Origin of the sequence: Paenibacillus motobuensis (assembly GCF_039521865.1) — a bacterium.
GTDB classification, from domain to species: domain Bacteria; phylum Bacillota; class Bacilli; order Paenibacillales; family Paenibacillaceae; genus Fontibacillus; species Fontibacillus motobuensis.
The window spans coordinates 237,559-264,041 of record NZ_BAAACX010000018.1 but is presented as its reverse complement, the minus strand read 5'-3'; the positions used below and the strand labels follow the sequence as shown (position 1 = coordinate 264,041).

19 protein-coding genes are annotated in these 26,483 nt (G+C 46.3%); 9 read left to right on the top strand and 10 right to left on the bottom strand.

The annotated features are described in order from the left end of the window. Positions 1-38: 38 nt before the first annotated feature. Complete coding sequence (locus ABD014_RS20525) at positions 39-839, bottom strand: formate/nitrite transporter family protein (protein ID WP_343864337.1); 801 nt, start codon at positions 837-839, stop codon at positions 39-41. Between the two features lie 292 nt (positions 840-1,131). On the opposite strand from ABD014_RS20525, the gene ABD014_RS20520 reads away from it, so the two are divergent. The 7 genes from ABD014_RS20520 to ABD014_RS20490 all read left to right on the top strand — a co-directional run bounded on the left by ABD014_RS20520 (position 1,132) and on the right by ABD014_RS20490 (position 11,614). Beyond that, the gene (locus tag ABD014_RS20520) at positions 1,132-1,962 is read left to right on the top strand and encodes a hypothetical protein (RefSeq protein ID WP_343864335.1); all 831 of its coding nucleotides are present in this window, start codon (positions 1,132-1,134) and stop codon (positions 1,960-1,962) included. A 372-nt stretch (positions 1,963-2,334) separates the two neighbouring features. Continuing rightward, complete coding sequence (locus ABD014_RS20515) at positions 2,335-3,273, top strand: ABC transporter permease (protein ID WP_343864539.1); 939 nt, start codon at positions 2,335-2,337, stop codon at positions 3,271-3,273. Between the two features lie 18 nt (positions 3,274-3,291). Then, on the top strand, positions 3,292-4,182 hold the full coding sequence (locus ABD014_RS20510) for a carbohydrate ABC transporter permease (protein ID WP_343864333.1): 891 nt from the start codon (positions 3,292-3,294) through the stop codon (positions 4,180-4,182). 95 nt (positions 4,183-4,277) lie between these two features. Next, positions 4,278-5,957 (top strand): type 2 periplasmic-binding domain-containing protein, encoded by a 1,680-nt coding sequence (locus tag ABD014_RS20505; protein ID WP_343864331.1) that lies wholly within the window; start codon positions 4,278-4,280, stop codon positions 5,955-5,957. A gap of 66 nt (positions 5,958-6,023) precedes the next feature. Then, a complete protein-coding gene (locus tag ABD014_RS20500) occupies positions 6,024-7,937 on the top strand; it encodes a cache domain-containing sensor histidine kinase (protein WP_343864329.1) in 1,914 nt (637 codons plus the stop codon). After that, a complete protein-coding gene (locus tag ABD014_RS20495; RefSeq protein WP_343864327.1) occupies positions 7,912-9,525 on the top strand; it encodes a response regulator in 1,614 nt (537 codons plus the stop codon). The genes ABD014_RS20500 and ABD014_RS20495 overlap by 26 nt, the downstream gene beginning before the upstream one ends. Before the next feature lie 352 nt (positions 9,526-9,877). Next, positions 9,878-11,614, top strand: a complete 1,737-nt coding sequence (locus tag ABD014_RS20490; RefSeq protein WP_343864325.1) for a putative bifunctional diguanylate cyclase/phosphodiesterase — start codon at positions 9,878-9,880, stop codon at positions 11,612-11,614. 99 nt (positions 11,615-11,713) lie between these two features. Here ABD014_RS20490 and ABD014_RS20485 read toward each other — a convergent pair whose 3' ends face one another. The 7 genes from ABD014_RS20485 to ABD014_RS20455 form a co-directional block, all read right to left on the bottom strand. Then, on the bottom strand, positions 11,714-12,565 hold the full coding sequence (locus tag ABD014_RS20485) for a hypothetical protein (RefSeq protein WP_343864323.1): 852 nt from the start codon (positions 12,563-12,565) through the stop codon (positions 11,714-11,716). Continuing rightward, positions 12,562-13,056, bottom strand: coding sequence for a sigma-70 family RNA polymerase sigma factor (locus ABD014_RS20480; protein ID WP_379338686.1), 495 nt, complete (start codon positions 13,054-13,056; stop codon positions 12,562-12,564). The genes ABD014_RS20485 and ABD014_RS20480 overlap by 4 nt, the downstream gene beginning before the upstream one ends. Positions 13,057-13,276: 220 nt before the next feature. Continuing rightward, positions 13,277-13,894 carry a DUF2812 domain-containing protein gene (locus ABD014_RS20475; RefSeq protein ID WP_343864321.1) on the bottom strand — a complete coding sequence of 206 codons (618 nt, stop codon included), beginning with the start codon at positions 13,892-13,894 and terminating at the stop codon, positions 13,277-13,279. Next, a complete protein-coding gene (locus tag ABD014_RS20470; protein WP_126995122.1) occupies positions 13,891-14,223 on the bottom strand; it encodes a PadR family transcriptional regulator in 333 nt (110 codons plus the stop codon). Before ABD014_RS20470 ends, ABD014_RS20475 begins: the two co-directional genes overlap by 4 nt. A gap of 186 nt (positions 14,224-14,409) precedes the next feature. Further along, positions 14,410-15,315, bottom strand: coding sequence for a polysaccharide deacetylase family protein (locus ABD014_RS20465; protein ID WP_343864318.1), 906 nt, complete (start codon positions 15,313-15,315; stop codon positions 14,410-14,412). Between the two features lie 215 nt (positions 15,316-15,530). Beyond that, positions 15,531-16,532 (bottom strand): glycosyltransferase, encoded by a 1,002-nt coding sequence (locus tag ABD014_RS20460; RefSeq protein WP_343864316.1) that lies wholly within the window; start codon positions 16,530-16,532, stop codon positions 15,531-15,533. 218 nt (positions 16,533-16,750) lie between these two features. Continuing rightward, positions 16,751-20,155, bottom strand: a complete 3,405-nt coding sequence (locus ABD014_RS20455; RefSeq protein WP_379338495.1) for a stalk domain-containing protein — start codon at positions 20,153-20,155, stop codon at positions 16,751-16,753. 276 nt (positions 20,156-20,431) lie between these two features. Here ABD014_RS20455 and ABD014_RS20450 point away from each other — a divergent pair, with 276 nt between their 5' ends. After that, the gene (locus ABD014_RS20450) at positions 20,432-20,866 is read left to right on the top strand and encodes a hypothetical protein (protein ID WP_343864312.1); all 435 of its coding nucleotides are present in this window, start codon (positions 20,432-20,434) and stop codon (positions 20,864-20,866) included. Positions 20,867-20,953: 87 nt separating this feature from the next. Here the strand turns inward: ABD014_RS20450 and ABD014_RS20445 are convergent, their stop codons facing one another. Continuing rightward, complete coding sequence (locus tag ABD014_RS20445; protein WP_343864310.1) at positions 20,954-22,867, bottom strand: LTA synthase family protein; 1,914 nt, start codon at positions 22,865-22,867, stop codon at positions 20,954-20,956. Between the two features lie 201 nt (positions 22,868-23,068). After that, a complete protein-coding gene (locus ABD014_RS20440) occupies positions 23,069-25,606 on the bottom strand; it encodes a beta-mannosidase (protein ID WP_343864308.1) in 2,538 nt (845 codons plus the stop codon). 222 nt (positions 25,607-25,828) lie between these two features. Here ABD014_RS20440 and ABD014_RS20435 point away from each other — a divergent pair, with 222 nt between their 5' ends. Then, positions 25,829-26,482, top strand: coding sequence for a pentapeptide repeat-containing protein (locus ABD014_RS20435; protein ID WP_343864306.1), 654 nt, complete (start codon positions 25,829-25,831; stop codon positions 26,480-26,482). The last annotated feature ends 1 nt before the right edge of the window (position 26,483 follow it).

Genomic DNA, 26,483 nt, shown 5'->3' with positions numbered 1-26,483 from the left:
CCGGTGACATCACCGTCACCAGCCCTAACTTCCATTTACTACTCATCCTTCCCCTTCTCTACCGCATCCAGAAAAGGCTTGTTCACGAAATAATACATAAAGCCCATCAGCAGTACGCCGCCGATCAAATTGCCGATTGTTACAGGAACGAGGTTGTGAATGACACCATAGTAGGAGATCGTTCCTGGATGGTTCAGCACAAGTGCAATCGCAAAGGTACACATATTCGCAATACTATGCTCGTAACCGGATATGAAGAAGCAGAACACGAACAGCATCATTGCGAACATCTTGGCTCCGTCGCCCTTGAGCGACATCGGAATGAAGAAGGCCAGACAGACGAGCCAGTTACATAGAATAGCCCGGAAGAACAGCTCGATCGCCGAGGTATTCATCTTATGCTCTACCACATTCAGCAGGAAGCTATTCACTGAAGCATCCGTAAATAGACCTGTCAGAAAAATAAGCAGGGCGAACACTGCCGCTCCCATAATATTTCCTACATAACTGAATACCCATAGCTTCCCGACCTCAGACCATTGCAATTTCTTGCGCAGGGCCGCGTAGGTATAGTAGAACGTATTGCCGGTGAATAAATCTCCTCCGCCATAAGCGATCAAAATGATGGCCGCACCGAAAGTAATCGCCGCCATCGGATAAGTGAACGGGGAATTCTCCATATAGAAGAAGTTTCCGGTTTTAAAAGCAACTATTACCCCGAATCCGATGAACATGCTCGCCAGCATAGCCCTCGCAATGTAGCGCAGTTGGCTCTGCCGGAAGATCTTATACTTCTTCAAGGCCAGCTCTTCAACCTTCAATAGCGATTCTGTCTCCATAAACCCTCCAAGTATATTATTTCCCTCATTTTCCATGATTTCTGGACAAAGTCAAGACAAGTATTACGATTCTGTGAACCATTTATTCACTTTCCAGAAACAAAGGCCTCAATTGACAAAATACCCCATTTATGTGTATATTGAACGAAGCTGCAATACGAACAATCTTACGATGGAAGCACCCGTAAGCTTGGCTCTTCACGAGCCTGGCCTGCGGGTGCTTTTTGGCGTGTATGTGTAAAGATGATTATGATTCGTATTGCGGCACAATCTGATTAAGGAGAGATGCTCTATGGTAAATCATCTTAGGACTGGCATAACTGTACTGGCGTTCATCATCCTCATTGCTGCGGGAATCACCGCCTTATCCCCTCCGGGTCAGGCATCCGCTGCCGCCATCGAGTTCACCGATTCGATCAACGCTCAACTCGACGCAACTGCGGATAAGGCTGGCAAGAACGGGGCCAAGCTCCGCAAGCAATACTCAGACTTCAAGAGCAGCCGGACGCAGATATTAAGTCTGGATGACCGGACATCAGCCCTGCATTATGACAATGAGAGCAAGGCATCCGCGGCACGCAAGGCCATCAGCAATATCGATGCAAGCAAGATCAGCAAGCTGGAGGAGCAGGTCAAGACAACCAAATCGAAATACCAGCCTCTATATACCTCGTATACTTCATTCAATAAACAGGTAGCCGCCGCCAATAAATTGAAGGACAAATCTCTTTACAAGGTATTGAAGTCACAAGCCGAAGGAATGAAGTTGGTAGTCGATATCACCAAGCAGGACCTCAAATCGAAGGAGGCCGCTCTGAAGACCGCCAAATCAGAAAGAACGAAGAAACAGAAGCAAATCCGCAGTGTCCTATCGGAAATCGATGCCGTCAAGACGAAGATCAAGGCCGAGAAAAGTGCTATCTCCACCCCCAACAAACAGCTAACCACCGAATGGTCCAACTTCAAAGCTGCAGTGAAGAAGAATGACGCTGATCGGGCGACGGATACTCTGGCCAGACTGCTTACTCTATCCAGCCAAATCAATACAAAGAAGCAAAACATTTATAATCACGAGTTAAAAATATCTTCGATTATCCAGCGAGCCAACAGTATGCTGCCCTAAACCTCCACTTATTACAAAAGAGGCCTCGGAAACTTAAATTCCCGAGGCCTCTTTCCCTATCCAGTATATTTCTTCCCCCGCCTTAAGGCATAGGGTCTCTCCCTGATTCGCTGTACTGTTGTATGTTGTGAGCATGTTACCACCATATCGATTGCCAAAAAAATGAAATATATCACAAATAAAGCGGACCTTTCTTTTCACAACTTTTGTCCCTAACCGAAAAATGAGTACATCAATACGAAATCTGAAGCATTATCCTCGCTCCATTATCCAATTACAATGAAAGTATGTTCAGCGAAAGTGCTTTCAAACAAGATACTGCATAACTTGGAGGTTACTATGGAAATGCAAAAGTCTACACCGCCCACAGCCATGATAGATTCGAATATATCACCACCAACTGCAAGGCAGAAATGGCTGAAGAAACTTGTATCTCAAAGACATATTCAAATTATGGCTTTGCTCGGAATCGCATGGATGATCATTTTCAACTACATCCCTATGTATGGCGTTATTATCGCATTTAAGGACTATGACATTATCAGAACGATCTCCGAAGCCCCCTGGGTCGGACTGGAGCACTTCAAGGAGTTCTTGTCGGATGAGAACTTTGGCTACGTGATGAAGAACACTTTGGGGATCAGCTTGCTCAAATTGCTGACCTTCCCGCTTCCGATTATATTCGCGCTTTTCCTGAATGAGGTTCGGAACCTGCGATTCAAGCGGGCAATCCAGACCATTTCGTATCTTCCCCACTTCCTATCCTGGGTTGTACTCGGTGGAATCCTGGCCACTTGGCTGTCGGATGTTGGAATCATTAACGATATACTTATGGCCTTGCATTTGATAGATCAGCCAATTTCCTACCTGGCTGAACCGAAATATTTCTGGACGATTGTCATTACATCGGATATTTGGAAGGAGCTTGGTTGGTCAGCGATCATTTATCTGGCAGCGATCACAGGGATTTCGCCTGAAATGTATGAAGCGGCAACCATTGACGGTGCCGGACGCTTCCAGAAGATGTGGTATGTCACACTTCCAGCGATCAAAGGCACGATCAGTATCCTGTTTATATTAGCAGTCAGTGGTGTTCTCAACTCCAACTTTGACCAGATTCTCGTATTGCGCAACTCTCTGAATGACAGCGCAAGTAATGTTATCGATTACTATGTCTACTATACAGGGATTTCCCAAGGCCGTTACTCGTTCTCTGCGGCGATCGGATTGTTCAAATCCGTTATTGCGCTCACGCTGCTGCTGATTGCGAACCAAGTATCCAAAAAACTCAACGATACTTCGTTGTTTTAGGCCAAGGAGGAACTGCACATGTCTTTCATAAAACGTAAAACCATAGGCGAAGCCGTTTTTGATATTATTAATAATCTAGGGATGCTGCTAATCTGCTTCGTTACCCTGTATCCGATCTGGTATGTCCTGATCAATGCGTTCAACGACGGCAAGGACGCCATGCTGGGCGGCATCTACTGGTGGCCGCGGGTATTCAGCCTGGAGAACTTCAAGGCAGTATTCGACAATCCTGGTATTACGACGGCCATGCTGCTCACCGTTGCCAAGACTCTCGTAGGTGTGGGAGCTCACGTCTTCTTCACCGCCATGGTAGCTTACGCATTCTCACGCAGAGAGTTGATTTTTGGAAGGTTCTATATCTTTCTAGGAACGATCACGATGATCTTCTCCGGGGGTCTCATTCCAACTTATTTACTGATTCGCGATTTGCATATGCTTGATACATTTGCAGTCTTCATTATTCCGGTGCTGTTCAGCTTCTTTGACCTCATCATCTTTATGACCTTCTTCCGGGAAATTCCCGACGGACTGGATGAGGCAGCCCGGATCGACGGAGCCAACGATTGGACGATTCTACTGAGAATTGTACTTCCAGTATCGATGCCTGTTATCGCCACCATTGCCTTGTTCCACGGGGTATACCAATGGAATGACTATTTTGCCGGGATTATCTACATCAATAAAGAGTCGCTGCAACCGATCCAGACCTTCCTTTACCGGGTAGTCGCTCAGTCCAGCTCGAATATTATGACTACCGCCTTGCAAGGAAGCGCCGTAACCAAGACGGTCACCTCGCAATCGGTGAAGCTGGCAACCATGGTCGTAACTACGCTTCCCATCGTATTCGCTTACCCGTTCCTGCAGCGCTACTTCGTCAAGGGAATGATGATTGGCTCCATCAAGGGATAAGGCCTCACTTACAGTAACTCCTCCAGGCCGCTTAACGGCGGCTTTGGAGTTGTACAATATAGCACTAATCAAATTAAGAAAAGGGGTTAAAAAGCATGGGCATGAAAAGAAAGTCCAAAAAAGTGATAATGCTTCTAATGGCATGTATCATGGTTCTGTCCTTGGCGGCTTGTTCCGGTAAAGGAAATAATACTGCCAAAAAAGAAAACGCTAACAATACTCCAGCGAACACATCTTCAACGTCTGACAAACCAGCTCCATCCGCAGACGAGCCAGGTTGGAAGTCAGACACATCTCCGATTACGTTTGACTGGTATTTGAACTTTGCCTGGTTCCCTAATAAATGGGGGGTTGACCCAACTTCCCAATATGTCACTAAAAAGACGGGCGTTGATATTAACTTCATCGTTCCTGCTGGTAACGAGAACGAAAAGTTGAATACGCTGATCGCTTCCGGCAAGCTGCCTGATTTCATTACGCTTGGCTGGTGGGAAGATGGCGTGAAGAAGATGATCGAAGGCGGGCTCGTACTTCCGCTCAACGAATTGGCAGAACAATACGACCCTTACTTCTTCAAAGTATCCGACCCTGACAAGCTGGGCTGGTACACACAAGAAGATGGCAACGTGTACGGTTATCCGAACTCTTCCTCATCCCCTAAAGACTACCAGCAATTTGGCGATACCTATGTATCCAACCAAACCTTTGTAGTCCGCAAGGATATTTATGAAGCGATCGGCAGCCCAGACATGCGTACTCCGGAAGGGTTCCTAGCAGCTCTGAAGGCTGCTAAGGAGAAGTTCCCGGAAATCGATGGGCAACCGATGATTCCGTTAGGACTGCATGAGTTCGTTCAGACTGGAAATGACTCCCTGGAAGGCTATATTCAGAACTACCTGGCGATTCCAAGGGAAAAAGACGGACAACTCTATGAGCGCGAAAGAGATCCGGAATACATCAAATGGATGAAGGTGCTGCGCCAAGCTAACGAGGACGGCTTGCTCGCAAAAGATATCTTTATCGACAAACGCGCACAAATGGAAGAAAAAATCGCCCAAGGCCGTTACTTCGCGATGCTGTACCAGCGTACAGACTTTGCGGCCCAGCTCGGCACCTTGTTCCAGCAAGATCCTAACAAAATCTATATTGCCGTTGACGGTCCTGCGAATGCTAACCTGGACGCGCCGACTCTGAACGGCCCAAGCATTTCCGGTTGGACTTTGACCCTAATCTCCAAGGATGTAAAGGACAAAGCACGCGCCATTAGATTCCTTAGCTATCTGAACAGTGAGGAAGGCCAGAAAGACCTTTACCTTGGTGAAAAAGGCGTCAGCTATGATACAATTGACGGGAAGGACCAATTCCTGCCTGAAGCATTTGACCTGATGAACAAGGACCGTGCCGCCTTCGATAAGCAATACGGCTCCTCCTTCACCTTCTGGATGCTGCAAAATACGAATATTACCCAGCAATGGACACCTGAATCTGTTGAACCTTACAAACAATTGGAAGACTGGACTCGCGGCAAAGCGAAGAGCTTCTCTGAGTTCGATGAGCTTGACCCGCTTGCCAACTCGGAAGAAGGCATTATCAACACCAAGATTAAGGATCTGCGCGGCAAGACGCTGCCTAAGCTGTTGATGGCCTCTTCCGAAACCGAATTCGATAAAATTTGGGATGATTACATTAAAAAACAAGAAGACCTTGGATATGCCAAACTGCAAGCCTACAAACAGGCAAAATACGAAGAGAATAAGAAGAAACTTGGCATGTAAATATAGCCCTGTCCAAAACGCCCGCTTACTGCGGGCTTTTGGGTCTCTATAAAGGAGTCGCTAGCTATGATAAGGGGGAAGCGCTTGCGAGCGATTTGGGATTCATTGATGTATTGGATCGGGCGCCGCTCGCTGCAGAGCCGCCTGGTCGCCGCTTATATTTTTATCATTTTAGGGCCCTGCCTGTTGGTGTCCTTCTATTCTTATAAAGCGATCAACAACATGTATTTGCGCGATGCTCAAGACAAGAACATTTCCTTGCTGGAAATGGAGCAATTGCATATCGATACGCAAATTGAATCCATGGTTCGGGCTGCTCAGGTTGCTTATGACGATCCGGATGTAAGGGATTATCTGGCTAATACCAGCGATCCGGATCCCGATGAACTGGTCAACTTCAACAACTATAGCTTCAAGAATCTGACACGCATTCAGTATTACAATCCCAACGTGGCACATCTTCGCCTATTCTCCAGTAGTGATATTGTGGAGATTTGGCCGATCTTCTTCCGCGAATACCGTGTAGCCGATGAATTGTGGTATAAGAAGGCCTTGCAGATGAAGGGCTTGGAGTCCTGGTCTTTCCAATACAATGATCCGGATCTGATGGAACGGTACATAGGGCAAACGCCAGCACTTACACCGAAGGTGTCGCTGCTTCGTGAATTAAGCATTCCTGCGGGCCATCATGTCGGTATGGTTCAGGTTGACATGTTGCTGGAGAACTTCAGTCCGAGGACTTATTCGGTCATGCAGGACAGCAAGTCGCAGATGCTGCTTGTGGACAGCGAAGCACAGACATTCACACGGGAGAAGGACTCCTTTCTGAAAGCTAACCCGGAAATGGAAAGTATGATTAAGGAGCGCCTTCAGCGTTATAAGGATACGGGAGAATGGGATATTCGTTATAAGGAGAACGGAAAACAGTTTCTACTATTGCATCTGCGAATTGAACGAATTAATGCCAATCTGATCAATATGGTATCTATGGAGGGAGTGATCCAGGATATATCCCGTACACGCAATCTCCTCATTGGGGCCAATATCGTGTTTATCACGCTGGTCACCCTGATCACTTATATCCTGAATGCCTTTATTCTGAAAAATCTCCGTCTATTAACGGAGGAGATGAAAAAGGTCCGGCGAGGAGAGGCCTACAGTGGAATCTCTATTCGCGGCGGTGGCGAAGTCGGAGAGCTCGCACATCATTTCTCCAAGCTGATGAATACGATTAATACATTGGTGGCTCAAGCGGTATACAAGCAAGCGCTAACGAAGGAAGCGGAGCTGCGCTCGCTTCATAATCAAATTGACGCCCACTTTCTATTTAATACATTGGAAAACATAAAAATGTTAGCCGAAATTGAGAATCAACGAACGATTTCTGACTCGTTAACTTCCCTTGGGGGAATGATGCGATATAACTTTAAATGGTCTGGAGAGTATGCGAAGCTGCGCGATGAAATTCGGCATATCGAGAATTACACGAAAGTGATGAACATCCGATTTGACGAACCGATTCTTCTTAAGCTCGATATTCCTGAAGAGGCCCTGGAGCTGGAAATGCTCAAGATGTCCCTTCAGCCGATTGTCGAAAACGCCGTAAAGCATGCTTGGATCGGAGAAGGGTCCGATAAACAAATTTTGATTCAAGTGCTTGATTGGCAGAATCACGACGTGCAGATCATAGTCACGGACAATGGCATAGGAATGCACGCGGAGGATTTGTCCGTCTTAAATCAGGAATTGCAGTCTATAGGGATGAATGATAAACTTTTCCGCAGTTCCGGACCAGAGGCGAATCGTAATGGAATTGGCCTTCGAAATGTACAGGAGCGTATACGGTTATATTACGGCAACGAATACGGCCTTAGAGTATTCAGTGAACAAGGTCAGTTTACAACGGTTGTGATGTCCTTGCCAAAGGTACTGCTAACAGGGAGGGTAGGCATGAATGACAAATTTGATAATCGTCGATGATGAGAAAAATATCCGTCTGGGCCTGAAAACGATGATTGAGCGCGAATTTCCCGACCAGTTTGCATTGTTTACGGCTACTCAGGGTGCTGAGGCGCTCGAGCTATATCGGGATCATGGCGCCGAGATTATTATTACTGATATCCGGATGCCTGTTATGGATGGAATCTCTTTGATTGAGAAATTATCGAAAGAGCCTCTGCCAGCGAGTCAAGATGAACGGCCGCTAATCATTATTTTGAGCGGGTATGAGGATTTTGAGTATGCCAAAGCAGCGATCAGGTATCAAGCAATCGATTACCTGCTCAAACCGATCCACAGAGATGAATTGTTCACCGCGCTGCGCAAATGTAACGATCAACTGGCAAGACGCTCTCTCATTGCCGAGCAGATGGCCATTACTGAGGGCTATCGGCTGCAGGTTCAATTGGGACGCTTGCAGGATTTGTTGATGCAGCGGGATTTGTCGGAGGATGAGATCCGGTTGTGGAGCAAAGAGATCGACTTTGAACAGTATTCCCTGCCCTTCTCGGTCGCTGTGCTAACCTATAAATACGAAGACGGCAGCCGGATCAAGAAGGAAGGATTGAAGTCCCTCGCCGAGGATCTATTTGGAAGTGTAGAGGGCAAGCTAAACGCCTCTCTACTGGACCGTGAAGGAAGAGTTGTGCTCGTAGGAGGACCGCAGCAGAAATTTGCAGACATGTCGCTTTTGGCCAGCAGCAAAGGGCTTAATGGGTTAATGATCGGTGTCAGTGAAGAGGGAAATCGATTGGAGGATCTCGCCAAATGCTACAGACAAGCAAGCGAGTCTCTGAATTACTCCTTTATATATCCCAAGACTCGTCTGATCTGGTATACAGAGCTGCCGAAGGATCGGCATTTCTACGCTATACCTATGGAAGATATCCGCAAGCTGGGTAATATTCTGGGTACAGGCCGGGAGAAAGAGATCGGCCCCCTCTTGCATCATATTTTTCGGATTGATCAGTTGGCAGGAATTGATACTGATTATCTGGAGGCTGTCAGTAAGCAAATCAATGAACAGGTCCTTGATGAGGTATTCCGAATATACGGTGAAGCATCTGTAGAAGTGATCAAGTTGTATCGCAAGGTTGGCGATCTCTCCAATTTCGACCATTTCCACAATTATTTCAGATCGTTGGAGCAGCTTCTGTCTAGTCTGGACAAATACATCAAGGAGATCCGATCGGCTCATACCGAGCACGGGGATATGAAGGAAGCTGTGGCTTTTATAGAAGAAAATTATCATCGTCCGCTGAATATGGCGATGGTAAGCAATCACGTGTCTCTGAATTATTCCTATTTTAGCGAAGCGTTCAAAACTTTTACCGGGGAAAGCTTCGTAACTTACTTGAAGAAGGTGCGCATTCGCAAGGCGAAGGAATTAATCCGAAAAGGATCGCTGAAGATAGCAGAGATCAGTGAAGCGGTCGGATTTGAAAATACGAGGCACTTTTCACGAGTGTTTAAGGAATTAGAGGGCATATCTCCTTTTGAGTACCGAGGCAAGATGTTTGTAGAGAGTGAGCGGTTCACACCTCAGGAGCATTCGGGTAACGGAGAATAATAAGAGTGGTATGCGATTTCTTGCTGAATGCGCGAAATCGCTTCTTTGTGTTCGCCTGAGAACTAATACTTATCTACTACATTTACAAACTGTTCAGAACAATCGAACTACGTATTGCTCCGAATATGGTAATATCATCTTAGACAATACATAATTTCGCTGGGGAATGATGAGCTTTACCATTGATTCCCTTTCTGTGCAGCATGTATGATGTGGAAGAGAGGTGCTCCCAACCGAACATCGTCCGAAAGAGTCAATTTCAACACAAGCCTGATGATTTGAGCAACGCGCTTCATACTATGAAATTGGTTCTTCATACTTATTTCATTACGGTCTGTTAGGGGGTATTAGTATGGACCAAGCGTCAGATTATATGCATATTGAGTCAATTATCAATTCCTCGGCCCTGCTCCGATCCATCGATATGATGGGTGTTGGGATAGCTATTACGGACCCTAGGCTTAAGGACAATCCCTTAGTATATGTCAACCAGGGATTCGAGAAGATTACTGGATATAAGCGCGAAGAAGTACTCATGCGCAATTCCCGCTTTCTACAGGGGGAAGAGACGGACAAACGTCATCTAGGAGTGATCAGGCAAGCGATCAAGGAAGGCCGGGCGGATACGGTGACGATTAAGAATTACCGCAAAGACGGTTCCACGTTCTGGAATCAGTTCATTATTAGCCCGATCCTGAATCCCGACGGAGAATTGATCTATTTTATCGGCTTACAGTTTGATGTAACGGAAGAAATCGAAGATCGTAACGCCTCCAAACAGAGGATACGTCAACTCACGTATTTTGACTCTGTCACAGATCTGTTGACCATGAGCCGATTCAGTACAGTGATGAAAGCCAGCTTAGAGCAAACGAATGACGAGCAGAAGACAGCGGCCGTGCTTAGAGTAAACCTGAATCGCTTCCGATATATTAATGAGAGCTATGGAGAGCGTGCTGGCAATGAACTGTTGAAGGGAGTCGGAGATCGCATGCGTGCTACCTTCCCGGAAGGAACACCGATTTGCCGCAGCTTCGCCGATGAGTTCATCATTCTGTTATCCAGCCTGTCTGATCCGTTGCAAATACATAAAATGGCCTGCGAATTATGCGAGGCGCTTAGACATTCCTATCTCGTCAATGGGGAGAAAATTCATGTTGGATTCGGCATGGGAATCAGCATTTTTCCGGATGACGGAACCGATGTAACCCAGTTGTTGAAGCATGCGGAATTGGCGATGAAGGAAGCGAAGCTAGCCTCTGTACAGGAACCGCACTACTTTGATTATTACTTAATGGATAAGCTGCTGGAAAGAGTTCAAATCGAGAAGAAATTGCCGCATGCCTTGGAGAATGGTGAATTTGAGTTATATTACCAGCCCAAAGTCGATTCATCCAGCCTGGTCTTGACCGGCTATGAGGCTCTTATTCGTTGGAACGACCCCGATCACGGACGAATATTACCCTCTACCTTCATTCCTGTTGCTGAAGATACTGGATTTATTGTACAGCTTGGAGAATGGGTACTGCGTGAAGCCTGTCGGACGAATAAGGCCTGGCAGGAAGCTGGCTATCCGAAGTTGCCGATCTCTGTTAATGTCTCGGCGATTCAATTTCGGCATCCTAGATTCGTACATATCATAGAGGCGGCGCTAGAGCAGACCGGATTAGACCCGCAGTACCTCGAGCTGGAAGTTACTGAGTCCATTCTGAACGATCCGGTAATTATTAAGAATAAGCTGGACTACCTGAAGGAGCGGGGAATTTCACTATCCATCGATGACTTCGGTACAGGTTATTCTTCGATCTATTACTTAAAAGAACTTCCTCTCCAGGTGCTCAAGATCGATCGGACCTTCATCACACAGACACCAGAAGATCCAAGGGATACAGCTCTGCTCCTATCCATTATTCAGCTTGGCAAGTCACTGGGCTTAACGGTGCTCGCCGAAGGGGTTGAGACGGAAGAACAGCTCAAGTTCCTCCAGGCTCATGGCTGCGACCAAATTCAGGGATATTATTATAGTCCACCATTAAGTAAAGAGAAGATAGAAGCATTGCTATACGAAGAAACGTTGTCGCTGAAGTAGCGTCGCGCTGCACGAAGCGGCCTCTTGAAAGCAAAGTAGAGCTGAAGCTCACCCCTTCAGCTCTCTCTTTATTTATCAGACGGTTATTCACTAGCATTGTTATTGCGGATTCTCATTGCTCATCCAGCTATCTACTTGCAGCGTCTCATAATAATCCTCGCGTTCAGACAATTGATGAAGCATCTCCTCGGCCTCGGCCCGAGATGCAAAGCCACCGATCGCCAGCACAAACTTACCGCTCTTCGTCTTGATGACCGAACTGCCGTCCTGAGCATATTGTTCATCCAGCATACCAAGCGATTCACCCTGCTCCATCTCTTGGCTGCGGACATAGAAGACTTCGTGAGGCTCTGCCTGCTTGGCAGCACCGAACAGCTTCAATTGAATGTAACCAGGCTCCTTGTACTCGGACACTGAGTAATCGATATGATCCTTAAGCTCAACGACGAAGCGGATTGCAGAGTCATCCAGAATAACATTGCTGTACACGTCCTTCACATTCGAGAGAGAACGAATATCCTGCTGCAATTTCTGCAAATCCAGATCGCGTACGCCGTTGAAGCTAAAGATCAACCGGTTCGGTGCTTCCTTGTAGTCCACCGTATATGCAGGTACGCTTGCGATCTGTTCTCCATCAACGGTGAAGTGAATATCCAGCGCATTCTCTTGAACCGACGTACTTACCTTGGCCCCATCCGTACGCTCTCCCCCGCCTCCTACCTGCAGAACCTTGACGATCGATCCAACAACGGGCACATCGGATAACGCCATGGCCACTCCTGGTACATTAACGGCGATCATTAACGCAGCACATGCTGCGACAAGAGTAGAAGTTCCACGAATCATTCTTCGGTTCCGTTGGTGAGCCCGCCCGCGCTGTGTTGCCTTTTCAATAACGTCAGAGAGCTGGGAAGGAATTTCTATATTTTCATAGCGTTCTTTTCCGGTCATAGCGTATCTACCTCTTCCTTGATTAATTGTCTCTTCAGCTTATCCAGTATCCGGTAGAGTCTCGTCTTCACCGTGCTCTCCGGCATCGACAGAACTTCGGCCATATCCTTGAACCGCTGATCTTCGAAATATTTCAAAATAATAAAGGCCTTATCCTCCGGCTTGAGACGATCCAGCGCCTCATAAAGATCCCATCTGTCCTCCAGTGGAACCGGATCCTCCTTGGCGGAGAACTCCACTACACTGTCTTCCATGTAGGTGTATTTCTTGTGTCTTCTCATATGGTCCATGGCGCAGTTAATGACAATTCGGCTGATCCAGGTCTCAAAATACTGTGGATTATCCAATCTTCTGTATGCGAGATAGGCCTTATAGGTCGCCTCCGATACGATCTCCAGCGCCTCCTGCTCATTCTTCACATAACAGTAGGCAAAGCGGTACAGCTTCTCCCTGCACGCTCCGATCCGTTCGCTGAACTGCTGCTCCGTCATTTGTGCTGTTTCTTTATTCAGTTGGTTCACCCCCAATTGGATCGCAACTCCTTTGCTTATTACAAGCTTGGCTTGCTGATGTGCTCGTTAGACTGAGAAGGGACAGAAAAAGTTTCAAAACTTCTTTCATTTTTTTCTGTACCGAGCTGAAAAGATGAAAAAGCCCCCATAGGACCGAAATTACGGTCTCCGGGAGGCTCCTGCTCTTATAAGGATAGCTCTAGTGTCCTTGCTGCGTTTTCTCATATTGCTTCTTTGCTTTATGCGCGAAAGTCATATACACCAGAATGAATATCGGTAAAATCACCCAACTAAAGCCGCGTAAAAAGGCGAATGGTGTCTCGAATAGAAACGCTCTCCAGAAATGCGTCCCGCTCATCTCCCAAAGTCCCGGCGTATAATAGAGAAGCTTAGGCTTAACAAAAGCAGTGATGTTAATCGCACCCGTGGATATCAATACCGCGAACAAAGGGATGAAGCAGGCAGCCAGCGACAGCCACATTTCCGAGAGCCGCTTATAACGCGCCGCTTTGGAGTCTACGTCCGAGAATATATCTTCATCACCTTGATCCATCACTTGCTTGAAATATTGAGCTCCCGAGCTCTTCGTCCCAGCGATATGCTTCCAGCCGCTATCCTCGAATAACATCCGATAATCCTCGAAATCTTGTCTATTCTTGAAGGTCCGATAATCAATCCGATAATTTGCCTCCTCGGGTGATCCTTCAGCGAATTCATAGCTATAGGCTTTATTCACGAGCTGATGTCCTGAACGAGCCATCTCGTTCAGCCACTTCTCTTCACGGTCAAAATCGGTAAAAAATTTATATTTCTTCATATTGCTCCCCCTCTTTCCTGATCCATAAGCATCCCTGTCATCTCAATCATATGGCGCATGCGGGCATAATCCTGAAGCAGAATATCACGCCCCAATTCGGTAATAACATAAACCTTGCGGCGGCTATCCTCGCTGCGTACCGGCTGGATCAGCTTCTGCTTCAGCAGATTGTCCACCGCCCCATATAACGTCCCGGCTGCCATATGTACCTGACCAGCGCTCAGCTCCTCCACCTTCTGAATAATTAAATATCCATGGGCCGGCTCAAGCAAAGCCAGCAGTATATAATAAACCGTCTCTGTCAGCGGTAAATTTTTATCCCTTTTCATATTACGTTGCCCTCCTTTATTCAGTCTCGCTATATATCGCTGTACTGTATAGTTATACTATATACAGTTTAACTGTATAATGCAATAGTTAAATCAAATTCTCTGAAAATCTACTGTGTTCACGAAAAAAAGAGCTATCCCGTGTAGTCTTGACGACTCACAGGACAGCCCCTGCGGCTTCCCGATTTATTTCCCTTGCCTCTGCACCTTCTGCAATGCATGCCATGAGGTCCGAATGATTCCCTGCTCTTCAATCACCTGCTGCACTTCTTGGTCTCGGAACAGCTCATAATCCCATTGCCTCTTCTCCCATTCGTGATGGACCGCTTTAAGCTCCTCGCTCGCAATCGCCGGGTGAATGATAATTTCCGACACCCCAGGCTGCAAATTCTGCAGCACTTCAATCATGCTCTGTTTATAGCTATCATACGTCTCCCCCGGTAGTTTCCCGAAGGGTAGACCTATCAAATGGTCTAGAATAATGACGCCCATACGGTCGGCCAGAGCCGTCACCTGATTCACTACTTCTATTGCCTCGGGAGACACTTTCTCCATTTTGGGCAGCGCTCTTGGCATGCGGAAGGGCAGCCCGTACCAGGCGCAAATCTCAAAGACAACATCCAGGAATTGCTTGCCGGTTGCCAAGCCATATAGGCTGCCCATATGATTATCGAGATGCGTCGGATTGACTCCCATCGCCAGCGCGGCTTCTATCTGATTAACGATCTCCAGGCGCACCTGCTCAGGCTCAGCCTGCTCTTCAAATGTTTTACAGTCCGTCGGGAAGTACCCTTCCTTCGTTACCAGTGATCTTACATCGCCATTCCTTGTTACAGGTCCCCATTTATAACCGCTCCACTCGCTGGTGAAGGTCAAGTGCACGCCAACATCATATTGACTATGACTCGCGCTCCACACTGCAGCTTCCTTCGCCCATCCACAGGGCATCATAATTGTCGATGAAGAGATGATCCCTTCCTGGAACAGCCGCTGAACCGCCAGATTCTCCGAATGACACATACCGTAATCATCCGCATTTACAATTAACAATTTCGCATCATCTTCGTACCCCAAGCTGTGATTCAAACTCATCCTGCATTCTCCTCCCGCCCATAACCTCATCATCCCAAAATTATAAATTGTAGCGCTTACAAAATAAGAATCACTCTTACGGGTGATTCACCCGAGAGTGCCTACTACGTATCTCTACCCATACCCTAAAAACAGGGCTACTCTATACATATGAAATAACCTTTGCCCAATTTCCTCAATTCGGATGATTTCGCTTGTTCTTCAAATGATTTGCATTACTTGCTCAACCACTGATCAAAAAACTTCTCATATCCTTGCTTCATCACTGTAGATGAAAATTTACCAAAAGCGTAATCGCGGTTGTATGTAGATGTCTGTTGCGGTAGAGCCGCCGCCATATTAACCAGCTCAAACCAGTTCTGCTCGTTGCCAGCAAAGGCGTGCCGCGAGCTAATGTGATCGTAGCAAGGGTGCTCAGGTTTGACCACAATCTTCCCCATCGCCAGCGCCTCGGTTAACGGCATCGCAAAAGTATCGAATTTGGAACAGCTCCAGTACACCTTGGCCGAGTTCATCAGCTCAAATACTTCCGCCTGGCTCAGAGCAAATTTCAGCTTCACATTGTGAGGAATATCGTATTTCTTCATACTTTCCTTGTAGCGAATTCCGCCGAACACCATATAAACCTCTTTGTCCGGATTCTGTCTGGCATATTCCAGCACGAGATCCGGGCGACGATTCTCTTCATCACGGCCGATCCATAATATGCGATTAGCCACGACACCATTCGGGTCGTAATACCGCTGGGCTAATTCCTCACTGAAGCCGATGGGGATCACATCCACGTCACTAACGCCAAATACCGTATCCAGCTGGCGCTTCAGAAAGTCTGTCTGTACGACCGCCTTGTCTACGATGCTATAGAAGGGCTTCATCATCTCATAACCCGTTAGGGCTGGGTCAGGAAAGCTATGTGGAAACAGCACGCTATTCTTCAGGAACATCTTCAGGAAGGTGAACCCGGATACCGTATAGATCACATGCTCGATACGCTCTGCGTAAATCTGATCAAGCACAATATCATAATTGACCAGATCCCCCTTCTCATGCTCGTAGCCCGGAATCCAGTCATGGCCACTGACTTGCCGCTCAGGAGAAATAAAGACGATCTCAACTCCCAGCTCTTTGGCGATACTCCGCAGCCGTTCGGCAAATACCCTAGGACCCTGCGCCTCCGCAAATTGAATTTTACGCATCACTAAACCGACTTTCTTCATGAATCCATGTCCACCTTATCCTAAATTTTGGTGCTAAAGCTTGTCCCTATTATTGTACAACTACTTGATTACCCTATGCCAGTCTATGCCGTTCATTCATAGAAACAGCCTGAGGATAAATGCCCCTGTGCTGCGCACAACAAGAAGGGACCCCTTCTTATGGTCCATGAAGCACCATTGAGGAGTCCCTTTTGTGAAGAAATTATTTAGCCCATCTCTTAAGATTGAGGGGCAACTGCATTTGTTGTTAATGGTTGCGATAATGCTGATTTTTTAGCATTGATCCCGTTGGCTTTAGATAACACGTAAACTTTGTATTTTTTATCTGTACTCACCACAAGCTTGGCTTCCATTGAATCTTTAGACACTTTTTGAGAGTAAACAGCAGTGTCTAAGTTGTTCAAAGTCAGTTCTGAGCCATCATTAACGACAAATACTTCATACTCGGAAATATTTGCTTCTATAGCTGGTTTGTTAAACTTAACTGTAATGCCAGTAGCATCAGCATCCGCAGTTGTTATTGTGGCCGCCTCAACCGTGATATCATCTGGATTTGGCGAGATTTTTACTGCGTTAGATTCTTTTGACAACGCATAGGCTCCTGTTTTGGCTACGGTTAGTACTTTAGCAACATACGAAGTTCCAACTTCAATTGGATTCCCAGAGGCATCTTTTGGAGTCATCAAGGTTTGCACAATATCATTATTATTTGGTCTAATTATGGTGTACCAAGTGTTATCATTAATACTTTCGGCACTCTGTTGATTGAAAGTACCGGCCCACCCCTCTGGAATCATAAACACTCTATACTCTTGTACTAGATTTTGATCATCCTTAACTTTCTTAAAACTGACCTCGATATCACTATAGCTATTTTTATTTCCTTTAACATCTAGCTTTACCTGTCCTACTCCATCAACTTTTACATTATTAACCAGTTTAATAACATCGGAAGGAGCAGACAAGTTATACATTCCCTTGGAGCTTCCCGTACCTATAGACAATACGTACACACGATACTCTTTATCGTTTGCAATTAGGTTACCATCCGTATCTCTATCACCATTTCTCAAGTTCAAACTATATTGACCTTTATTTACGTCAGTATAATAAGAAGCTCTAGTGGCAGCATTTACATCAAATCCATTTGCCTTAGAGGCAGGGACAACGAGAATACGATAATTACCTATATTTGATTCATCGGAAGCCTTCGTGAACGAAACCTGTAAATCTCGGCCATCTCCATTATCACCTACATCGCTTGCTCTAACATAGCTCGCCGCTTGAACGGCTTTATTATTCTTACCAAGCGTAATTATGGATGAAGCAGAAGACAACGCATTAGCGTTCGAGGAATTTCCGTTTGCTACCGTCAGTACATAGACACGGTAGCTGGTGCCTTCCGTAATGTAATTGCCGCGTACGTCCCTGGCCTCATCTAGGGTCCGGGTTACCGATCTGTTGCCGCCTCTGCTCTCTGTGACGTAATAAGAGCTGCTATTGGCTTGCGACAGACTGAAGCTGCTGTAGCTTGCTGTAGGTACAACCAGAATCCGATAATGATCGACATTCGATTCATCGGAAGGCTTCGTGAACGTTACCTGTAAATCACGGCCATTTCCATAATCGTTCACATCAGCAACATTCAGATTGGATACGGCTTGCACATTGTAGTTCTTGCCTAGTGTAATCGTGGACGATGGCGAGGACAGCGCATTGCTGCCGGAATAATTGCCATAGCCTACGGAGAGAACATAGACGCGGTAGCTAACACCTTCCCTGATGTAATTGCCGCGCACATCCAGAGTTTTCTGCGAGAGCGCCTGCCCATAAGTGTAATTCCCCGTCTTGTTCACCTGCGTGTAATAAGAGCTGGATACGTTATTAGCATCCGACAGACTGAAGCTGCTGTAATTCGCTGTTGGAACAACCATGATACGATAGTGACTAATATTGGACTCATCTGCCGCTTTATTGAAGGAGACATAGAGATCACGGCCATCCCCATAATCATTCACATCGCTGGCATACAAATTCGATACTGTACCTACATTGTTGCTGTATAGTGTAATCGCATTGGAAGCAGACGATAACACGTTATTCCCTGAGTTCTTAGCTACGGCCATAACGAATATACGATAGCTGACCCCATTTTGAATGTTATTACCATCAGTATCCCGGGCTCCGGATGAGAGAACCTGAGTAATGTTGTAGCCCGTCTTATTCACCTGCGTGTAATAAGAGCTGGACAGACTATTCGCCTTCGTTAATGTGAAGTTTGAATAGTTGCTGGCCCTTACAACAAAGATCCGGTAAGAGCTAATGTTGGACTCGTCAGATACTTTGTTGAAGCTAACCCGCAGGTCGCGTCCATCCCCATAGTCATTGATATCATCCACTTGAGTAACAACTGGCGTAGACACGGTATTCGGACTAAGTGTGACCGACGATGAAGCTGACGACAGCTTATTAACGGCTGAGTTGGTGTTGCTTACAGACAGAACGAACGCTGTATAAGGTACGCCGTTCTTAATGTAATCACCGGAGGTATCACGTGCCGATGAAGACAGAGTTCCTGTCATCGTGCTGCCGTTGCTCCCCGATTTATATACTGTCGTATAGTAGCTGCTGGATAAATTATTCGCCGTAGTAAGACTGAAATTGTTAGCATCCTTGGTCTTGACGATAAACACACGGTAATTCGAAATATTGTTGTCATTCTGCGGACGAGTGAAGCTGACTGAGACGTCGCGTCCATCGCCGAAGTCGCTAATATCGCTAATCTTCACATTTGTTACCGCTGCAACCGAAGATACATCTGTTAGAGTAATCTTCGGAGAAGAGCTCGACAATGCGCTGGAATATGAACCTTTCCCCACAGCAAGTACATAAACCACATAAGGCTGATCATTTCTAATGTAGTCTCCGTCCACATCCCGTGAACTCTGCGATAAGGTTACCGCGCGATCCGAATTTGCAGTCGACACCGTCGTATAATTCGAAGCGGAGACATTCAGAGCTGACGACAGATTGAAGCTTCTTGAAGCCTTCACAACCAGAACCCGGTAATGATCAACGAGTGACTCCGTAGACGATTTGGAGAAGCTGACCTCCAGGTCACGCCCATCCCCTTGATTACCGATGTCTCGAGCTGATACATAGCTCACTGGAGAAATACTGGTGTTGATTGGAGTGTCAGATTTAATAGTTACGATCTGATCTCTCGAATTCCAGCCCACATCCTGACCAAGCGCTTCACTAACGAAGCGGACCGGCACCATTGTTCTGCCTCTCAATGTCTGTGCTGGTACATCAAGCGTAACTGTCTGGTCATTAATCGTTGCTACCTTCGATTTAATCTTAAGAACTACCGTTGTATCTCCCTTAATCCCAGTAACGGTTTGACTCTTTTGATTCCAATACACTCTTGCATCCAATGCCTCAAAAATGGCTCTAAGCGGCAGCATGACACGCCCTTGAACCATCACTGGTGGCACATCGGTCTTCAATTGAACCCCATCTACATAGATTGTGATGGCCTTGGCCGCTTGTGCGGTCGCTGGCTGCAGCAATAACGGTACAACAAGTATCGCTGCAAGAAGCATAGTCCATATTTTCTTCAAAAATTCCACCCTCCCTCATGCCCTTCGATTAATCTGGCATGATAATTATCATCGTCTAATTTAACGCAACAACAGGCATAAAAGTTTCTTCATTTTGCCTTGTAAAGAAAATTTAACCGAGGAGGTACAACATTGAAACCATTTGGCCTTATTTGGCGCGTTAATAGTGTCTTTTTTGCCATATAAAAAATAAATGAAACTTCCCGTCTTCCTCGACGTATTATTCATAGTACAAGAACAACCTCTAATAGTACGATTGGAGAGGATTACATTTCTATGATTATAAGACGAATTGTTATAGTAGGGACGATGGCTTGCTTCATTACATTGGGTTCAGGTCTATCGGGACAGACTGCTGCAGCGGCCAAAGCGCTGGCTCTTATCCCGGCCAAGCAGGCTGATCAGAATAATAGCAATTCCAAACAGAAGAAAAGCGACCCACTTATTGATGCAGTAGGTATAGCAAATAGCGAGGATCATACAGATGGATTATACGAAGCACTGGCAGCAGGCAACTCTCTTGCCGACATCGCCATATCCAATCAGAAGGATATAGATTCGGTCATCAGCCTGCAAGTATCTCAGCTGCAAGAACAGTTGGATCAGAGATTGGCCGATGGACATATCTCCATCGAGGCCTATCAACAGCAATCACAGGAGCTTGTCGCGATTATAAGCGAAAGCGTTGCCAAGAAGTACCATATATTCTAGTTTGATCTGTCTATAAATCAAGCCCCGCAGAAGCCTGCGGGGCTTAATATTTGGAATGTCATGCTTGTTAGAGGAGAGGTTGAACGATTATCCTCTCTTGGGCAGCAGCTTCACATACTGATCGGACAGACCCATCAGCTTCATAATGTATTCGTAGTCGCTGCGATACTTCGAGAAATCAGTGACAGGTTTAAGCGTCTTGATTGAGATAGCGGAGCCATCATCGAAGCCTTGACCCGGGACGAACATGACATCGTCATTGAAGAAAGACCCGGTTGGCAAATAATATCGCATACCGACTACATTGCGGTCGATATTAAGCAGATCTTGGCCCAGAGCTGTAAAGCCTTCATCCTGTGAAGAGATGCCTAGCAAGTTCAATGCCGTCGGCATAATGTCTACCTGACCGCCAACACGCTCTGCACGGATACCCGGCTGCTGTCCGGGAATATGCATAATGAGCGGAATATTGAAGCGGCTCACCCGGTCATCATAAGCGATGCCCAGCTTCTGCTCGATCTCGCTAACGCTCGTATCATTCGGCTGCACTCCAAAGTGGTCCCCATAGATAACGAGCATCGTGTCGTCCCACATGCCAGCCTCTTTTAACTGGTCTATCAACTGTCCTATTGCGTAATCCGTATAATTAATTGCCGTAATATAATTCCCCAGATTCGTTCCTTCGATATCTTCCGGCAGCTGTATCTGTCTCCTGTCTTCAGGGACAATAAAAGGAGAATGGCTGGAAGTCGTTACGAATTGAGCATAGAATGGCTTGCCTTCGCTGTGAATCTCCTTCAGCTTCTCTACGCCAACCCGATACATCTCCTCATCCGAAGCGCCAAAATCGTTAAAGTGGTCATTTTCGTAATAAGGCTTGTCGTAGTACTTGTCAAAATGAAGCGCCGGATATAATTTGTTCCTGTCCCAGAATGTTACGTCATTGATATGGAACGTATTCGCCACATAACCATGCTTCTGCAACAACCGAGGCAGACTTGGCAATTCACGGTTCCCGTACCCTGTAGACATCGCTACGGCTGCTGTTGGGTAAATCGATGTATTTGACATAAACTCCGCATCCGATGTATTTCCCTGTCCGATCTGTTGATAGACATAAGGGAAATAAATCCCTTCCTTAGCAAGGCCGTTCAGTACCGGCGTTACTTCCTGATCACCGATCTTCAGATGAATCGGGAAATTCTGAAAGGACTCCAGCTGAATGACAATCAGATTCTTCCCCTTGGCCGCACCAAAGTATTGGGGTGTCCCCGATGCCTTCTGATCACGATAAGGATACGTGTTCTGTAAAGCGTGAATCTCACCAGCTGTCTCCTCCAGATTCCCCTCCTGGATCATTCTCTCCTCTTTCTGATTACGTAGAGCCGCATCGATCTGATAGTTCAAGAAACCGATCTTCTTCCCACGAACCAATTCGTTATCGATGTCTTTACCGGAACGAACATATAACACCGATGCACCGACACAGAGAATTAATCCGGCAGCTACCCCAATGACCCAGCCGCGGCTTCTGCCGCCTGAATCACGACGCTCCATAGAGAAGCTGAGTCTGCGACTCCGACGATTGGAGACCATCTTGCGAACGGTATATACGATGAATAACACCACAAAATCAACAAAATACAAAAACTGCTCCGGCCGCAGCAGCGCGTTCACACTTCCCCGAATCTGCGGAACTTGATTCAATTCACCCAGTACAGCGTAGGTTGGAATCGTCCCGAAGTGGGCGAAATATAAAGTAGCTGCGAACAGCATAAGGGAAAATATGAAATTAAAACTAGTATATACGATCCCTTTTCTCTTAATAGGGAACAATAAGTCAACAAGGCAGAGAAGAGCCAATGCAGATAGCGCCTCGGCAGGCACTCCCCCCAAATGAACTCCATCGTAGAAGAAATAACGCATCAGGCCGATTTTTAGTAATATGAGCAGGAACGTAGCAGCAAATTTCCATCGGTTCATAATTCGGTAATTTTCCATCCTCATTTCATCTCTTTCTAGTATTGGTCAAGTCAACATTATAACAGCAATGAACAAGATTATCTAACTTGAACAGATTGGCAAATACCGCCTCCAAAGTCGGAGACTAAAAAAGAGGCTGAACTATTCAGCCTCTTAGATAGTTAATCCATTATCCCGCCTCGTAATTCAGAAGCCAAAGATTGAAAACTTCGGATGATACTATTTAACAAAGTCTACCATAGACCTCACTGTAACGTCGCCCGGAGCGCCCTCAACAAATGGCCTCTCTTGATTACTGCGTTGATAGAATCGTACGGTCATCGGCACCCCAGGAATCATATCGAAGAAATTGTCTGAGAATATTCCCTCTTCCTGTGCAGATAGCCATACCTGTCTAGCCAACGAATCGCTCTCCAATGTGAAGGAGGTTCCATTTGTCCCCGGAACTTCACGTATCGTAATGCGTGGCTGGGGCAGTTCAATATCCCTGAATCCGGCAAAATAAAAGATATTACTCGCCAGCAGCTCATGATCTCTCTCCAGACTAATCAACAGGACGACTTGCTGAGGATCACTCGACCGAAGCAGCGATTCTCTTGACACAGTTTTGATCTGAACTGAGGAATCCGGCTCCAATACGACAGTCTCATCCCCTTCATACAATACTTTTCCATGAAAATCGAACAACTGCAGCCGCAATCTGGCAGATACCTGCTCCCTGAGATCATTTACCGCATAGACAGTAATTTCTCCCTCTGGCGATTCCAGCACGGACAGCATAATATCGCGATAGCTTCTCTGTACCGTATATTGCAGCGCCTTCCAGCGCCCATAATAATCCATTCCCGCCCAGGAGGCGACAGGCCAGCAGTCATTCATCTGCCAATACAGCGTACCCATACAGTAAGGCTTGTTCCTGCGATGAGCTTCGATTGCTGTCTTAATCGCTTGAGCCTGTAGAACCTGACTCATGTAGAGAAAAGATTTGAAGTCCTTCGGATCTGGCAGATACTTCTCCATATACTCCTTAATGAGACGATTGCCACTACCATTCTTCTGATGGGCAAGCATAATGTCTGATTCCAGTTCAAGCTGCTCTTCCGGAGCATAACTAAGAACGGACTTAAGCTCGGGAAAAGATTGAAACCCATACTCACTCATAAATCGGCCTATATAACTGTTGTAATTGTCAAATGGTTCTACGGAATGCCACACTCCCCAATAGTGGATATCCCCTTCACCAGATAATGTATTGGCATGCTGACTCTCATCCCGACTCAAGCTGCGGAGCGGAGAGGATGGCCAATAGGCGATGTTGTGGGCTAAGCGGGATACCGTCTCTGGCAATATACGATGGAACAGCGCCTCATAGTCTGTCCAGAGCTTCTCTCGCTGGTTCCTATCGTAGTTCTGCTTCCAACCCCAACCGCTCTCTTCTATATAATGGGCCCAGGCTGAATCGATCTCATTATTACCGCACCATAGGGCAATACAAGGATGGTTGCGCAGACGCAGGATATTATATTCCGCTTCCATAGAGACATTATGCAGGAACGCTTCGTCCCCCGGATACATGCTGCAAGCGAACATGAAATCCTGCCAGACGAGCAAGCCGTATTCATCACATAGCTCATAGAAGATATCCTCTTCATAAATTCCGCCGCCCCAGACGCGCAGCATGTTCATATGGCTGGCTGCGGCAGTAGCAATCTCATGACGATATCGTTCATTCGTCACTTCCGGAATGAAGCTGTCATTGGGAATATGGTTGGCCCCCTTCGCAAACACAGGAACACCATTCAGTTCGAAATAAAAAGAGGCTCCTGCCTGATCACGTTCGCGCACAAGGCGGATCGTCCGCAGGCCCGTCTTAACCTGCTTCTCGGACACAGGATGGTCCTGCTCCAGAAGCTGCGCCTTGAAAATATACATGGATGGTTCACCAAGACCACGGCACCACCACAGCTCAGGCTTGCTGATCTGCATATCCAGCTTAATGATCTGCAAACCGGATGTGAGCTTCACCTCTCTGTCCCATACTTTACCGTCGGAGGTGATTTGCAGCCTCCCTGTCCAGTCAACGGGAGTATGAATCTCTATCTCAGCCGTTAGATCGGCCGCTTGCTCAGATATTTGATTTTGACGGATATAGATCTCGGTGATCTTCGGCGCCGACCAGCCTTCTAGCCTAGCCTCGCGCCAAATTCCACAAGTTACGAAGCGAGGCCCCCAATCCCATCCATAATGATACGGAGCCTTCCTCGCGAACACACTAAGCTTATGATCTTCCAGTCCACCTAGCTCAGATTGATCATTTGGAGCCGGCATTTCCATGCCCAGCTTATGCAATGAACCCAGATCCCTGTTTATAGGAGAATGGAATACAACTCTAATCTTGTTATCGCCCGCATGAACATAATCCTTCACATCAACCCGCCAAGCGCGGAACATATTATCAGCGGCCAATACAGGCTGTTCATTTACAAAAACATCCGCGTAAGTATCCAACCCTTCAAATACAAGCTCCAAGTGTCCCATCCCGGCCCATGACTCGGAAAGTGTTATCGTTGCTTCGTATTCCCAATCCTTCTTGTCGATCCACTGCAATTCGTGTTCATTGACTCCATAGAATGGATCGTTAATGATGCCATGCTGCAGCAAATCTGTATGCACCGATCCTGGCACTTGGGCCTGGAGCCAAACCGCTTCATCGCATGCTTTGAATTTCCAGTTGCTTAGAACAATCTGCTGGTTCATATTTCCCCTCCATGAAGTAAACGCAATTAAACCGTTTTTTAGCTACCCATAAACAATTTGTTATATATTTGTTATTATATTTATACAACAAAACAAACGAAATAACTATAATCAGCGTTCGATATATAACAAAACAGGCAAAGGTATCTACACACCTTATATCGAATATAGAAGAACGCTGATTAACTTTTGTTATTACCTATGGATAGGAGACTGCACCTAGTGAACAAGAAGAGCAGAACTTTGAAAATTGAATCGCCCAGAGTAGCTCCAGACGAACTTTCTCTATTAGAGCTCCCTGGAATCCGGTCCAATGACAATTACGAAATGGCGCTAGTTCAAGACTGTGTAATAGAGGGTCAGGAGGCAAATAAGGTAACCTTTGATAGGGTGAAATTTAAAAACGTACTATTTTCAAACACCTCATTGACCGGAATCGAACTGACGGATGTCATTTTTGAGAAATGCGATTTGTCGAATACAGATTTCAGCGGCGCCATCATCCATCGGACTGAATTCAGGGATTGCAAAATGATGGGCATGAACCTGACGGATGCTACACTGAGAAATGTCGTATTGGACCGTTGCCTGGCGGATTACGCAAATTTCAGATTCTCCAACATGAAACAGGTCATTATACAAGATAGCTTCTTACGCAAAGCTGACTTCGGCTATTCCAAATGGCTGAAAGTAGAATTTTACCAAGCTGATATCGATCAAGCTCAACTATCCGACATAGATTTGAACGGAATCGATCTAAGCGATTGCGCCTTTAACGGACTAGGCGTCAATGTAGAAAATCTGCGAGGCTGTATCATTACCCGTGAACAAGCCTATGTGTTTGCCAATTTGTTCGGACTCATTATTAAGGAGTAAT

Coding starts and splice junctions, on each gene's coding strand:
- ABD014_RS20525 (WP_343864337.1), bottom strand. CDS start 839: ATGGAGACAGAATCGCTATTGAAGGTTGAAGAGCTGGCCTTGAAGAAG.
- ABD014_RS20520 (WP_343864335.1), top strand. CDS start 1,132: ATGGTAAATCATCTTAGGACTGGCATAACTGTACTGGCGTTCATCATC.
- ABD014_RS20515 (WP_343864539.1), top strand. CDS start 2,335: ATGATAGATTCGAATATATCACCACCAACTGCAAGGCAGAAATGGCTG.
- ABD014_RS20510 (WP_343864333.1), top strand. CDS start 3,292: ATGTCTTTCATAAAACGTAAAACCATAGGCGAAGCCGTTTTTGATATT.
- ABD014_RS20505 (WP_343864331.1), top strand. CDS start 4,278: ATGGGCATGAAAAGAAAGTCCAAAAAAGTGATAATGCTTCTAATGGCA.
- ABD014_RS20500 (WP_343864329.1), top strand. CDS start 6,024: ATGATAAGGGGGAAGCGCTTGCGAGCGATTTGGGATTCATTGATGTAT.
- ABD014_RS20495 (WP_343864327.1), top strand. CDS start 7,912: ATGACAAATTTGATAATCGTCGATGATGAGAAAAATATCCGTCTGGGC.
- ABD014_RS20490 (WP_343864325.1), top strand. CDS start 9,878: ATGGACCAAGCGTCAGATTATATGCATATTGAGTCAATTATCAATTCC.
- ABD014_RS20485 (WP_343864323.1), bottom strand. CDS start 12,565: ATGACCGGAAAAGAACGCTATGAAAATATAGAAATTCCTTCCCAGCTC.
- ABD014_RS20480 (WP_379338686.1), bottom strand. CDS start 13,056: ATGACGGAGCAGCAGTTCAGCGAACGGATCGGAGCGTGCAGGGAGAAG.
- ABD014_RS20475 (WP_343864321.1), bottom strand. CDS start 13,894: ATGAAGAAATATAAATTTTTTACCGATTTTGACCGTGAAGAGAAGTGG.
- ABD014_RS20470 (WP_126995122.1), bottom strand. CDS start 14,223: ATGAAAAGGGATAAAAATTTACCGCTGACAGAGACGGTTTATTATATA.
- ABD014_RS20465 (WP_343864318.1), bottom strand. CDS start 15,315: ATGAGTTTGAATCACAGCTTGGGGTACGAAGATGATGCGAAATTGTTA.
- ABD014_RS20460 (WP_343864316.1), bottom strand. CDS start 16,532: ATGAAGAAAGTCGGTTTAGTGATGCGTAAAATTCAATTTGCGGAGGCG.
- ABD014_RS20450 (WP_343864312.1), top strand. CDS start 20,432: ATGATTATAAGACGAATTGTTATAGTAGGGACGATGGCTTGCTTCATT.
- ABD014_RS20445 (WP_343864310.1), bottom strand. CDS start 22,867: ATGGAAAATTACCGAATTATGAACCGATGGAAATTTGCTGCTACGTTC.
- ABD014_RS20440 (WP_343864308.1), bottom strand. CDS start 25,606: ATGAACCAGCAGATTGTTCTAAGCAACTGGAAATTCAAAGCATGCGAT.